A 13,030-nucleotide genomic window follows, 5' to 3' on the forward strand; every position below is an offset into this window, starting at 1 on the left:
GGGCGCGACGTCGCTGATAGCGTGCAAGCCGTGCTGCCTGCCGAGGTCCGCCAGTGGCAAGAGGGTGGCCGGATGCTGTCCACCAGCGTGGGGTCGGTGTTCGTCCGATCCCACGCTGGCTCGTCCGGCCCGACCTTGCTTATGCTGCACGGCTTCCCGTCGAGTTCCTACGATTTCCGCGGGGTCGTCGATCGCCTGGGTGACCAGGCCTGGCTGACGCTGGACTTCCTCGGCTTCGGGCTGTCGGACAAGCCCCGCCCGCATCGCTACAGCCTGCTCGAGCAGGCCGACATCGTGCAGCAGGTCGTCGCCGACGCCGCACCGGGTCCGGTGGTGCTGCTTGCCCACGACATGGGCACGTCGGTGGCCACCGAGCTGCTGGCTCGCGACATCGCCGGCACGCTGCCCTTCGACATCCAGCGCGCCGTCCTCACCAACGGCAGCGTCATCATCGAGCGCGCCAGCCTGCGCCCCAGCCAGAAGATCCTGCGCGGCCCGCTCGGCCCGCTGTTCGCCCGGCTGACCAACGAGCGTGGCTTCCTACGCGGGTTCGCGAAGCTGTTCAGCGCCGCGCATCCACTGTCGGACGAGGAGGCCCACGCCCAGTGGGCGCTGCTGGCACGCGACGACGGCCACCGCATCCTGAACCTGCTGTGTGCCTACCTCAACGAACGGGTGCGCTTCGCCGACCGATGGCACGTGGCCGTCCGCGACTGGGACAAGCCGCTCGGATTCCTCTGGGCCACCGGCGATCCCGTGGCCACCACCAACGTCCTGGCCGGCCTGCGGGAGTTGCGGCCGGCGGCTGAGGTGATCGAGCTGGCCGGCGTCGGCCACTACCCGCAGATCGAGGTGCCCGACGAATTCACCGCGGGCGTCCGACAGTTGCTGCGGCTCGGCTGACGGATCAGGACAGCAGCGTCGACACGGCCGTCGCCAGATCCGGCGAATCGGACGTCGCGACGTTCTGATACGTGCCGCCCGAGGTTTGGGCGACCGCTTCCCACGTCGACCGGTCAGAGTCGTCACCGAAGTCGATGACGTTGATCGCCACCGGCTTGGCCGGATCGGTCGCCGACTTCACGTACTGAACCAGCCCGGGGCCGTCCAGCGTCTGATCGGTGTGAGGACCCTGCGTGATCACCAGCATCGAATTGGTCTGCCCCTGCCGGAAGTTCGCCAGCGCCTCGCCGTAGGCCAGCCGCAACGTCGTGAACGACACGGCACCGCTGCCCGACGGCGACAACCCGCCCAGTGTGCCGGTCAGTGCCGCCGAGCGTGGCTGCCCGTTGACATCGTCGGTCAGCGGCCCCATCGGCACCGCCGACTTGCCCTCGACACCGTTGAACGTCCACAACCCCACCGCCGCGTTCGACGGCAGTGCGCCGATCCGGTTGGTCAGCGCGGTCACCACATTGGCCAGCCGGGACTTGCCGCCTTCGTCGGTACCCATCGCCTGGTCGAGCATGATCGTGGTGGCCGACCCGGTGGCCGGGGTGGACACCGCCGCGGCCAGGGTGGCCCGCACCGACTCGTCCTCGATGGTGAGCGGCGATCCCAGTTGCGGGAAGCTCACCACATCGTTGCCCGGCGGGGTGGTGCCCTCGGCCCGGAAGCCGGCCTTCGCCAGGGCGCTGAGCTGTTCGGGTTTACGCATGAACCGGGCGAACTGGCTGGCCGCACTGACCTGCTCCTCGGACAACCAGGTTCCGGCCAGCAAGACGGTGGGGTAGTCGGCCAGGGCCACCGGTCCCGACGGCAACCATTCGGCGACACTGTTTTTGGCGTCCGGCGTGGACGACGCGCGGGCGAACAGCTGCTGCTCGGTGGTCGCCACCGCGTGAACCGGCGCACCGGGGTCCCCGGTACCCAGCAGAGACTTCCAGGCCGTGTCGGTGGTGTCGTCGGCGAGCTTGGGCTGCCCGGCGACCAGACCGTTGACCGCGCCGATGCCGGCGGTGGCCGGTGAGTTCGGCGGCGCCGACGCAGCTGCCACCGCTTCGGCGGCAAGATACGTGGCGTCGGCATTCCCGACGGTGGGCAGCGCCAGTCGCAGCGATCCCCAGCCGGGCAGGTTCAGGCCGTCGAGCGCCGTCGGATTGGACTGCAACCCCGGCAGCGCCGACCACCCCTGTTGTCCCAGGGCGTCTTTGAGCTGCGGTCGCACCGCGAGCACGACGGGTGAGCTGACCAGTGAGCGGGCGTCGCTGACGACTTCCTTGCCCGCGCTGGACTGCAGGCGGGCCGCACCGATGGAACTGGCCGGGATCCACAGGGCCGGACGCTCGCCGAGATCGCCGGGCCAGTTGGACACGAAACCGTCGACCACGCGATCCGAATCGGCTGCGGTGACAATCATTTTCACGCAGCGATCGCCGACCGGGGTGACCGTGGCGTTGAAGCCCTGGGCGAACTTGCTGACGTTGTCGGCGATCGACGGGTCGGCGACCACCCCGACGTTGAGGGTGCCGCCCAGACATTTCTGGGCGGCGTCGGTCGACCGATGGGACAGCGCATCGCCGAAGAACCGCCACAGGATCACCGCGCCGACGACCACCACGACCGTGATCAGCGCGGCGATCACCCCGAGACTCACCCCGCGGCGGCCGCTCTCACTGCGGTGCCCGCCCTCGAAAGCGATTCTGCGCCGGGCGGTGTCGGTCAGCGGCGACGAGCCGGTGTCGTCGCGTGCGTCATCGCTGTCGGGACCATCGGAGTCACCGGGACGGGCGAAGCGACCGGTCGGACTGTCGTCGGCAGGCTCGTCACCGAATGAACCCCCGGGACCCGGTCTGCTGTGCCTGCCCATGGCGGTGCTTGATCCTCTTCCCTGTCAACGGTGATGCGGTGTGGACGTGCTTGTCAGGCGCCGGTGCTGGCCTTGTACTCCCGGCGTCGCCGGTGCAGGATCGGCTCGGTGTAGCCGTTGGGCTGCGCGGCGCCGGCCAGGATCAGCTCCTGGGCGGCCTGGAAGGCGATGCTGTTGTCCGGATCCGTCGCCATCGGCTTGAAGTCGGGATCGGACGCGTTCTGCTCGTCGACCACCGCCGCCATCCGGCGCAGGCTTTCCCGGACGGCGTCCTCGGTGATCACACCGTGCCGCAGCCAGTTCGCCAGCAGCTGGCTCGAAATACGCAGCGTCGCACGGTCTTCCATCAGAGCGACGTCGTGGATGTCAGGTACCTTGGAGCAGCCGACACCGGCGTCGATCCAGCGCACCACGTAGCCGAGGATCGACTGGCAGTTGTTGTCCACCTCTTCGTGGATCTCCTCGGGCGACCACGCCAGCTCCTTGGCGAGCGGGATCGTCAGCAACTCGTCGATGCTGGTGCGGGTCTTGCCGGCCAGCTCCTTGTGCACCGCGTAGACGTCGACGTAGTGGTAGTGCATGGCGTGCAGGGTGGCCGCCGTCGGCGACGGCACCCACGCGGTGGTGGCGCCGGAGCGGGGCTGGCCGATCTTCTGCTCGACCATGTCGGCCATCAGATCGGTCATGGCCCACATGCCCTTACCGATCTGCGCCTTGCCGGAGAACCCGGTCGCCAGGCCGATGTCGACGTTCTGGTCCTCGTAGGCCTTGATCCACGGCTGGGACTTCATGGCGCCCTTGCGGATCATCGGGCCGGCTTCCATCGAGGTGTGGATCTCGTCCCCGGTGCGGTCCAGGAAGCCGGTGTTGATGAACGCCACCCGGTCGGCGGCGGCCTTGATGCAGGCCTTGAGGTTGGCCGAGGTGCGGCGCTCCTCGTCCATGATGCCGACCTTGATGGTGTTCTGCGGCAGGCCCAGCACGTCCTCGACGCGGCTGAACAGTTCGCAGGTGAACGCGACCTCATCGGGCCCGTGCATCTTGGGCTTCACGATGTAGATCGACCCGGTCCGGCTGTTCTGCCGCGGGCTGCCGTCCTCGGCCTTGAGGCCGTGCACCGCGATCAGGCTGGTGAACAGCGCGTCCTGGATGCCTTCGGGGATCTCGTTGCCCTCAGCATCGACAATCGCGTCGTTTGTCATCAGGTGCCCGACGTTGCGGACGAACAGCAGGCTGCGCCCGGGCAGCGTCAACTCGCCGTCGCCCGGCGTCTTGTAGGTCCGGTCGTCGTTGAGCACGCGGGTGAAGCTCTTGCCGCCCTTGCTGACCTCTTCGGCCAGGTCACCCCTGTTCAGGCCGAGCCAGTTGCGGTAGCCGAGCACCTTGTCGTCGGCGTCGACGGCGGCCACCGAGTCCTCGAAGTCCATGATCGTGGTGATCGCGGACTCCAGCACGACGTCCTTGACGCCGGCTTTGTCGGTCTTGCCGACGGGCGACTCGGGGTCGATCAGGATCTCGATGTGCAGGCCGTTGTTGACCAACAGCACCGACCAGGCGGGTTCGCCGAGCTCGCCGGTGTAGCCGACGAACTTCTCCGGGCTGGCCAGCCCGGTGGACTCGTCGCCCAGCGCGATCTCCAGGGCGCCGTCGGCGACGCTGATGCCCGTCGCGTCGGCCCATGATCCCGACGCCAGCGGAACGGCCTTGTCGAGGAAGTCGCGGGCGTAGGCGATCACCTTGTCGCCGCGGATCTGGTTGTAGCTGGTGCCCGGCTCGGCGCCGCCCTCGGTGCTGATGACGTCGGTGCCGTAGAGGGCGTCGTACAGCGAACCCCAGCGGGCGTTCGCGGCGTTGAGCGCGAAGCGGGCGTTGAGGATCGGAACCACCAGCTGCGGGCCGGCGGTGGTGGTGATCTCGTCGTCCACGCCGGAGGTGGTGATGCTGAAGTCACCCGGATCCGGCTGCAGGTAGCCGATGTCGGTGAGGAACTGCTGGTACTCACCGGCGTCGATGCCGCCGATGATCCGCTGCCGATGCCACCTGTCGATCTGCGCCTGCAGATCGTCGCGGCGGGCGAGCAGATCCTGATTCTGCGGCGTCAGGTCGGTGACGACCTTGTCCACCCCGGCCCAGAAGCTGTCGGCATCAATCCCGGTGCCGGGCAGCGCCTCGTTGGTGATGAAGTCGTACAACACCTGCGCCACACGCAGGTTGCCCACGGGCACGCGATCGCTCATCTGTCCTCCCTCACGACAATCAATTCATCTTACCCGCAGGTAGGAACCCCTCCGACAGAGTGTCGTAGGCCACCTCCGCACCCAGCAGCCGCTCACACCACGCCAGCAGCGCCGCCCGCAACGGCGCGGCGCGCTCGGCTATAACCCCCTGGCGCCGGACGTATTCCGCTCGCCCGGCGGGTTCCTCGACGGTGATGGGCTCAAACCCGAAGTCCGACAGGTCATAGGGACTCGCCCGCATGTCGAGCTCACGTGCGTCCGCGGCCAGCTCCAGGCAGCCCACCAGCAACTCCGAATTCACCAGCGGTCCGAGCTTGAAGCACCACTTGTAGAGATCCATGTTCGCGTGCAGACACCCCGGCTGTTCCCAGTCGCGCTGCGCGGCGCGGGTCGGTATTCCGCGGTTGCGTGGCGCGGCCGCGGCCGTGAAGAACCGATAGGCGTCGAAATGAGTGCAGCGCAGCGGCATCGACTCCACCACCGCATCGGTACCCGGCCCGCCGAGTCGCAGCGGCACCGCGCCGTGGCGAACCGCGTCGGAGCGGTAGACCATCGCCCATTCGTGCAGCCCGAAGCAGCCGAACTGCGGCGCGCGTGCTTCGGTGCGGCGCAGCAGGTCGGCCACGAAACCGACCGTGGACAGCCGGGAGTGCAGGAAGCCGGAGCCGACGGTCACGCCGTCGGGCGTGGCGTGATAGCCCGCGCGGTCGAGGTATTCCGCACTCGCCGGGCCGGCCAGCGAGGTGCCGTAACCGGGATGCCACACCCGCAGCTGGCGCGGTCGCAGGCTGTAGTAGGTGAACAGGAAATCCCACACCGGATGCGCCTCGCCGCGGCGGGCGCGCTGCAGATGCGGGCCGGTGAACCGCTCCACCCGGGCGCGGTGAGCCGCCGCCATCCCCAGCCATGTGTGTTCGGCCAGCGGGCCGTCACGCACGGTGCATCCCGTCGCGCACCGTGCCGATCAGGTCCTCGACCAGGTCCTCCAGCGCGACCATGGCGCATACCGACTCATCGCCGTCGGTGACCAGGGCCAGGTGGCTGTTGTCGCGACGCAGCTGGGACAGCGCGTCCGGCAGCGGCATGTCGTTGGTAACCCGCGGCAGCGGACGCACCACGGAGCCGTCGACGACCGCGTCGCGCTCGTCGATCCGGTCGAGGATGTCCTTGATGTGGACGAAGCCGATGAAGTCGCCGCCGGCATCGGTGACCGGGAACCGGGAGTAGCCCGTCTCGTTGAGCGCCTGCTCGATGGCGCTGACGGTCGGCCCGCTGCCGGGCCGGGCGACCGGCACCGTCCGGATGTCGCGCACCGGCACGGCCACGTCGTTGACCACCCGGTTGCGGATCTGCAGCGCCCGGGTCAGCCGCATGTGTTCCTCCGGGTCCAGCAGCCCTTCGGATCGCGATTCGGCGATCATCTCCGCGAGTTCGACGGTGGACACCGTGACGTCGAGTTCGTCCTTGGCTTCGACGCCGAAGGCGCGCAACGTGGTGTTGGCCGCCCAGTTGTAGAAAGCGATGAACGGCCGGGCGAACCGCACGTAGACCAGATACACCGGGATCACCAGCATCGCCGTCTTCTCCGGACCGGCGATCGCGATGTTCTTGGGCACCATCTCGCCGAGCAGCACATGCAACGTCACCACGACGCCCAGCGCCACCACGAACGACACGGTGTGCAGGACGGCGTCGGGAACCCCGACCAGATCGAAGGGCTTCTCCAGCAGGTGGGCCACCGCGGGCTCGCCGACCCGGCCGAGCAGGATCGAACACACGGTGATGCCCAGCTGGGCGCCGGCCAGCATCAGGGACAGTTGCTCACCGGCCCGCAGCACCGTCACCGCGCTCCGTTTGCCTTGTTCGGCAAGGGCTTCCAGTCGGTCGCGGCGGGCCGAGATCAGCGCGAATTCGGACCCGACGAAGAAGGCGTTGGCGCCCAGCAGCGCGATGGTCAGCAGAACGCCCAGGAAGTCGCCCATCAGCCCTCCCGCCCCGGGTCGCCGCGGCGGCCCAACTCGGTCAGCACGAGCTGATCGATCCGGCGGCCGTCCATCTCGACGACGGTGGCCCGCCAGTGAACCGGGTCGTCGAAGAGGCCGTCCGGGTCGAAGGCGGACAGTTCGACCGATTCGCCGGGCTCGGGAATGTGGCCCAGCTTCTCCAGCACCAGCCCGCCGATCGTTTCGTATTCGCCTTCGGGGGCGCGGAATCCGGTGGCTTCCGACACCTCGTCGATGCGCAGCAGCCCCGACACCTGCCAGCCCTGCCCTGCCTTCTGGAAGTCGGGTGTGGAGTCGTCGTGCTCGTCGCGGACGTCACCGACGATCTCTTCGATCAGGTCCTCGACGGTGACCATGCCCGCGGTGCCGCCGTATTCGTCGACCACCATCGCGGTCTGCAGGCCGTGGGCGCGAAGCTGGGCCATCAGCGCGTCGCCGTCCAGCGACGCCGGGACCGTGGGCACCGGGATCGCCATCGACACCAGCCGGGTGGTCGAACGCTCCTCGGCGGGCACGCCGAACACCTGCTTGACGTGTACCAGGCCGATGGTTTCGTCCAGGTCGCCGCGGACGATGGGGAAGCGGGAGAAGCCGGTGCTCGCCGAGGCGGTGACCAGGTCGGCGACCGTGCTGTCGGCGTCGAGTGCCTCGATCTCGGTGCGCGGGGTCATGAACTCCTCGGCGATCCGCGACCCGAACTGCAGCGACCGGTTCACCAGCGCCGCCGTGGCCTCGTCGAGCGAGCCATGCTCGGCCGAGCTGCGGACCAGCGACCCGAGTTCTTCGGGGAGCGCGCCGAGCGCAGTTCCTCGGCCGGCTCGATGCCCATCCGGCGCAGGATCCAGTTGGCGGTGCCGTTGGTGAGCTTGATGATCGGGGTCATCACTGTCGAGAACATCAGCTGGAATCCGGCGGTGGCGCGCGCGGTCGGCACCGGCCGCGCGACCGCGAGGTTCTTGGGCACCAGTTCGCCGAACACCATCGACAAGGAGGTGGCGATCAGGATCGCCAGGGTCAGCGAGATCACGGCGGCCGCCCGCTGCGGCACATGCAGCAGCTCGAGGACCGGATCGAGCAGCCGCGCCAGGACGGGCTCGGCGAGATAACCGGTGGCCAGCGTGGTGATCGAAATGCCCAATTGCGCGCCGGACAGCTGGAAGGACAGCGTGCGATGCGCTTTCGCGACGTTCTGGTCGCTGCGGTCACCGGTGCGGGCGTTCGCGTCGACGGTGCTGCGTTCCAGGGCGGTCAGCGAGAACTCGGCGGCGACGAACAACGCCGTTCCGAGGGTCAGCACGACGATCGCCAACAGGCTCAACGCGGTGTACATGGCGGTCATGAGCGGGTGGGGCAGCCGGGCCACATGCCCGGCCGGCTAGAAGAAGGTTCGGCCTCGGCCTCGTCTGCGGGGCGCTCGCCCCAGGCAGCCCGATCCGCGGGGACCTCGATGGGTGCCTGCGGCACAGGTTCCCTTTCCTCGGGGAGCAGAACAAATCCCTATGTTAGCGGCTTCGCCGACGATGACCGGCTCACCAGCCGGTCGGCAGGGGATGCCCCTCGGCGAACCCGGCCGCCGACTGGATGCCCAGCACCACCCGTTCGTGCAGCTCGGCGATGGTGGTGGCACCGACGTAGGTGCAGGTGCTGCGGACTCCCGAGGTGATGTGGTCGAGCAGATCCTCGACGCCGCCGCGTTCGGGGTCAAGCGCCATCCGCGAGGTCGAGATGCCCTCCTCGAACAGCGCCTTGCGGGCGCGGTCGAAGGCGCTGTCGGCGCTGGTGCGGGCGGCCACGGCCCGCTTGGAGGCCATGCCGTAGCTCTCCTTGTAGGGCCGGCCGTCACGGTCGCGCATCAGGTCACCGGGGGATTCGTAGGTGCCGGCGAACCAGGACCCGATCATCACGTTCGACGCGCCCGCCGCCAGCGCCAGCGCCACGTCGCGCGGATGCCGCACGCCGCCGTCGGCCCACACGTGCGCGCCGAGTTCTCGTGCGGCAGAGGAGCATTCGACCACGGCAGAGAATTGCGGGCGCCCGACGCCGGTCATCATCCGGGTGGTGCACATGGCGCCGGGGCCGACTCCCACCTTGACGATGGAGGCGCCGGCCCCGATCAGGTCGCGCGTCCCTTCGGCGGACACGACGTTGCCTGCTGCCAGCGGGACGCCGAGGTCCAGGGACGACACGGCCTTGATCGCGTCGAGCATCTTGAGCTGGTGGCCGTGCGCGGTGTCGACCACCAGCACGTCGACGCCGGCCTCGGCGAGCGCCCGCGCCTTGGCGGCCACGTCGCCGTTGATGCCCACCGCGGCGGCGATCCGCAGCCGGCCCGCCGCGTCGACGGCCGGGGTGTAGATGCCCGCGCGGATGGCGCCGATGCGGGTGAGTACCCCGGCCAGGGCGCCGTCGACATCGGTGAGGACGGCCACGTCCACCGGGGCGTGCTCGAGCAGCTCGAACACCTGCCGTGGATCGGTGTGGGCCGGAGCGGTGACGAAGTCGCTGACCGCGATGTCGCGCACGCGCGCAAACCGGTCGACGCCGACGGTGGCGGCTTCGGTGACCAGGCCGATGGGCCTGCCCTCGAACACCACCACGGCCACCCCGTGGGCCCGCTTGTGGATCAGCGCGACAGCGTCGGACACCGAGTCATCAGGCGCCAGCACCACCGGGGTGTCGGCCACCAGGTCGCGGCTCTTGACGAAGTCGACGGTCTGCTTGACAGCGTCGATCGGCAGGTCCTGCGGCAGCACCACGATGCCGCCGCGGCGGGCCACCGTCTCGGCCATCCGACGGCCCGCCACCGCGGTCATGTTGGCCACCACGACCGGGATCGTCGTCCCCGTGCCGTCGGAGGTCGACAGGTCGACATCGAACCGGGACGCGACGTCGGATCGGCTGGGGACGACGAAGACGTCGTCGTAGGTCAGGTCGTACTGAGGTAGCTGGCCGTCGAGAAAGCGCACCCGATCAGCCTAACGGCGCTACGCCTCGACTTCGGTGCGGTCACCGCTCCACAGGGTGTGGAATCGGGCGGCCGGGTCGGCGTCGGTCCGGCCGTAGGTGTGTGCGCCGAAGAAGTCGCGCAGGCCCTGGGTCAGCGCCGCGGGCAGCCGTTCGGTGCGCAGCGCGTCGTAGTAGGACAGCGCCGAGGCGAACCCGGGGATCGGAATGCCCAGCTCGGTGGCCTTCACCACGACGCGACGCCAGCTGTCGATCCCGGCCTCGACCGCATCGCGGAAGTACGGCGCGGCGATCAGCGTCGCCAGGTCGGCGTTCTCGTCGAACGCTTCCTTGATCCGGTTGAGGAACTTCGCGCGAATGATGCAGCCGCCGCGCCAGATCGTGGCCATGTCGCCGGGGGTGATGTTCCAGTCGTACTCGTTGCTGCCGGCCTGGATCTGGTTGAAGCCCTGGGCGTAGGCGATGATCTTCGAGGCGTAGAGCGCCTTGCTGACGTCATCGATGAATTGCGCTGCGTCCGTGGGTCGTTCACCCAGGTCGCCGGAGGCCAGGCCGGTCGTAGCCTTGCGCTGCGGGACCGAGCCCGACAGTGCGCGGGCGAAGACCGCCTCGGCGATACCGGTCACCGGCACTCCGAGATCCAGCGCCGACTTGACCGTCCAGCGGCCGGTGCCCTTCTGCTCGGCCTCATCGACGATGACGTCGACGAGCGGCTTGCCGGTCTTGGCGTCGGTCTGGCGCAGCACCTCGGCGGTGATCTCGATCAGGTAGCTGTCCAGATCGCCCTTGTTCCACTCCGCGAAGATCTCGGCGATCTCGGGTGCGGTCTTGCCGAGCCCGTCGCGCAGCAGCTGGTAGGCCTCGCCGATGAGCTGCATGTCGGAGTACTCGATGCCGTTGTGCACCATCTTGACGAAGTGGCCGGCACCGTCGGGGCCGATGTGGGTGCAGCACGGAACGCCGTCGACGTGCGCGGAGATCTCCTCGAGCAGCGGCCCCAGCGACTTGTAGGACTCGGCGGGCCCGCCCGGCATGATCGACGGCCCCTTCAATGCGCCTTCCTCACCGCCGGAGATGCCGGCGCCGACGAAGTGCAGTCCGCGCTCGCGCACCGCCTTCTCGCGGCGGATGGTGTCGGTGTACAGCGCGTTGCCGCCGTCGATGATGATGTCGCCCGGCTCGAAGACCTCGCACAGCTCGTTGATCACCGCGTCGGTCGGGTCGCCGGCCTTGACCATGATCAGCGCACGACGTGGCTTCTCCAGCGCGGCGGCGAATTCGGCCATCGTCTCGGTGCGCACGAAGTTGCCCTCGGATCCGTGCTCGGCGAGTACGGCATCGGTCTTGGCGACCGACCGGTTGTGCAAGGCGACGGTATAGCCGTGGTGGGCGAAGTTCCGCGCGATGTTCGATCCCATCACCGCCATTCCGGTAACACCGATCTGTGCAGTACCGTCCGTTTGCGGTGAGCTCATCTCGCGCCTTTCGATTGTGTGGATTTTGTTGTCGCAGAACAGATTCAGGAAAGAAATAGTCGGTGCAGCTCGGTCAGCCACGGCACCGCGACCGCGACCGTGGGCACCACCAGCACCGCGGCCGCCGTGGCGTAGGCGGCCAGTGACAGCGCCAGACTGTTGGGATCGCCGGCGAGCCGGCGCACCCGGATCAGCGTGGTCGGGCCGCCACCGGCCAGGGCACCTTTCGGCGTGCGGGCGGCCGCGCAGGCCACCAGCGCGCGGGCCAGCGGAGCGGGTCCTGCGGTGCGCACCGCGGCATCGTCGGCGAGCATCTCCACGAGCAGCCGAACCGCATTGAGCGCGCTGCCGCTGCGGACGAAGCGGGGGAACGCCGTGTGCACGGCGATGAACGCCTCGAGCACCAAATCGTGGCGGGCCCGCAGATGCGCCCGCTCATGGCTGAGGATCGCGGTGAGTTCGGTGTCGCTCAACGCCGACAGGGTGCCCTGGCTGAGCACGACCCGGCTGCGCACTCCGGGCAGGCAGTAGGCCAGCGGTTCGGACACGTCGAGCACCCGCAGCCCGTGCATACCGTGCCGGCAGTCGCCCAGCAGGTCGACGACCATCCGGTGGTGGGCCCGGCGGCGCCGGGTGGCGACCGCGACCTGCACCGCCGCGACCACCAGTCGAGCGCCGATGAGCAGGGTGATCGCGAAGACCACGACGTATGCCGTCCACAGCGGCCAGCCCAGCACTTCGATCTCGCTGGTGATCGTCGCGGTGGGACGGCCGTCCGGGCCGGGGGCGAACAGCCGGCTCGCGATGGCCAGTCCGGCGCTGAATGCGGAGAGCACGGCGGCCACCGCAATCGACTGCCAGAGCACGATCGCGGCCCGCGGCGCGCGCATCGGCCATGAGGCCCGGGCCAGCAGCGCGGGCACAGGACCAACCAGCATCAAGGCGAGGAAGGTGAAGGCCAGCGCGGACACGCTGAAATTGTCCCTCAGGCGTTGGGCATGCCGCCAGCGGGCCAGGTGGAACGGTGCTTGGACTCCAATTCGGCCAATGCGCGCCGCAATGCGTCCGCCTCGTCGACGCCCACGCGCTCGACGAAGTGCACCAGGGCGGCCTGCCGGCCGCCGGAGTCGGAGGCCTGATCCAGTGCGTCGACCATCAGGCCGGCGACCAGTTCGTCGCGGCCGTGGACCGGTGCGTACTGGTGGGCGCGGTCATCCCGGATCTGGGAGACCAGGTTCTTGCGGGCCAGGCGCTGCAGGACGGTCATCACCGTGGTGTAAGCCAGGTCCCGTTCGGTACAGAGCGCCTCGTGGACCTGACGAACCGTCAACGGCTCACCAGCGGCCCACAAGTGGTCCATCACCGCGCGTTCAAGTTCGCCGAGACGAGTCAACTTGGCCATTTCCGTTCATCTCCGTAGGCAGTCAAATCAGAGTACTCCCGATTACTACCGCGCGTCGTATCCAATAAGTCGATCAACTCCGCTCCGGACGGTGGTGTTCCCGCGGAGCCCCCGGTGACCGGGTCGGCGCAGGCCACCCG

The 13,030-nt window shown here is 68.9% G+C and carries 9 protein-coding genes and 1 pseudogene; 1 reads left to right on the forward strand and 9 read right to left on the reverse strand.

Annotated features, from left to right (window positions below; all coding sequences use genetic code 11):
- Positions 1–30 precede the first annotated feature (30 nt).
- Complete coding sequence (locus D3H54_RS13570) at positions 31–903, forward strand: alpha/beta fold hydrolase (protein WP_286199230.1); 873 nt, start codon at positions 31–33, stop codon at positions 901–903.
- Between the two features lie 4 nt (positions 904–907).
- On the opposite strand, the gene D3H54_RS13575 is transcribed toward D3H54_RS13570, so the two are convergent.
- The 9 genes and pseudogenes from D3H54_RS13575 to D3H54_RS13615 all read right to left on the reverse strand — a co-directional run bounded on the left by D3H54_RS13575 (position 908) and on the right by D3H54_RS13615 (position 12,890).
- Positions 908–2,809 carry a substrate-binding domain-containing protein gene (locus D3H54_RS13575; protein WP_149379477.1) on the reverse strand — a complete coding sequence of 634 codons (1,902 nt, stop codon included), beginning with the start codon at positions 2,807–2,809 and terminating at the stop codon, positions 908–910.
- 53 nt (positions 2,810–2,862) lie between these two features.
- On the reverse strand, positions 2,863–5,046 hold the full coding sequence (locus D3H54_RS13580) for a malate synthase G (RefSeq protein WP_149379478.1): 2,184 nt from the start codon (positions 5,044–5,046) through the stop codon (positions 2,863–2,865).
- 19 nt (positions 5,047–5,065) lie between these two features.
- Complete coding sequence (locus D3H54_RS13585) at positions 5,066–5,944, reverse strand: 3-methyladenine DNA glycosylase (RefSeq protein ID WP_149383520.1); 879 nt, start codon at positions 5,942–5,944, stop codon at positions 5,066–5,068.
- Positions 5,945–5,975: 31 nt separating this feature from the next.
- A complete protein-coding gene (locus tag D3H54_RS13590; RefSeq protein WP_149379479.1) occupies positions 5,976–7,028 on the reverse strand; it encodes a hemolysin family protein in 1,053 nt (350 codons plus the stop codon).
- Positions 7,028–8,388 (reverse strand): annotated as a pseudogene (locus D3H54_RS13595) (hemolysin family protein). Before D3H54_RS13595 ends, D3H54_RS13590 begins: the two are co-directional and overlap by 1 nt.
- Positions 8,389–8,578: 190 nt before the next feature.
- Complete coding sequence (locus tag D3H54_RS13600; protein WP_149379480.1) at positions 8,579–10,015, reverse strand: GuaB1 family IMP dehydrogenase-related protein; 1,437 nt, start codon at positions 10,013–10,015, stop codon at positions 8,579–8,581.
- Positions 10,016–10,033: 18 nt separating this feature from the next.
- Entirely contained in the window at positions 10,034–11,488 is a 1,455-nt protein-coding gene (gene gnd / locus D3H54_RS13605) for an NADP-dependent phosphogluconate dehydrogenase (RefSeq protein ID WP_149379481.1), read from the reverse strand.
- A 44-nt stretch (positions 11,489–11,532) separates the two neighbouring features.
- On the reverse strand, positions 11,533–12,459 hold the full coding sequence (locus D3H54_RS13610) for a M56 family metallopeptidase (protein ID WP_149379482.1): 927 nt from the start codon (positions 12,457–12,459) through the stop codon (positions 11,533–11,535).
- A 14-nt stretch (positions 12,460–12,473) separates the two neighbouring features.
- The gene (locus tag D3H54_RS13615) at positions 12,474–12,890 is read right to left on the reverse strand and encodes a BlaI/MecI/CopY family transcriptional regulator (protein ID WP_149379483.1); all 417 of its coding nucleotides are present in this window, start codon (positions 12,888–12,890) and stop codon (positions 12,474–12,476) included.
- Positions 12,891–13,030: the final 140 nt, after the last annotated feature.

The sequence above is a fragment of the Mycobacterium sp. ELW1 genome (genome assembly GCF_008329905.1).
GTDB lineage: Bacteria > Actinomycetota > Actinomycetes > Mycobacteriales > Mycobacteriaceae > Mycobacterium.

What these genes read in the sequence shown, in the direction of transcription:
- gnd (WP_149379481.1), bottom strand. Translation starts at nt 11,488, where the DNA reads ATGAGCTCACCGCAAACGGACGGTACTGCACAGATCGGTGTTACCGGA.
- D3H54_RS13575 (WP_149379477.1), bottom strand. Translation starts at nt 2,809, where the DNA reads ATGGGCAGGCACAGCAGACCGGGTCCCGGGGGTTCATTCGGTGACGAG.
- D3H54_RS13580 (WP_149379478.1), bottom strand. Translation starts at nt 5,046, where the DNA reads ATGAGCGATCGCGTGCCCGTGGGCAACCTGCGTGTGGCGCAGGTGTTG.
- D3H54_RS13585 (WP_149383520.1), bottom strand. Translation starts at nt 5,944, where the DNA reads ATGGCGGCGGCTCACCGCGCCCGGGTGGAGCGGTTCACCGGCCCGCAT.
- D3H54_RS13590 (WP_149379479.1), bottom strand. Translation starts at nt 7,028, where the DNA reads ATGGGCGACTTCCTGGGCGTTCTGCTGACCATCGCGCTGCTGGGCGCC.
- D3H54_RS13615 (WP_149379483.1), bottom strand. Translation starts at nt 12,890, where the DNA reads ATGGCCAAGTTGACTCGTCTCGGCGAACTTGAACGCGCGGTGATGGAC.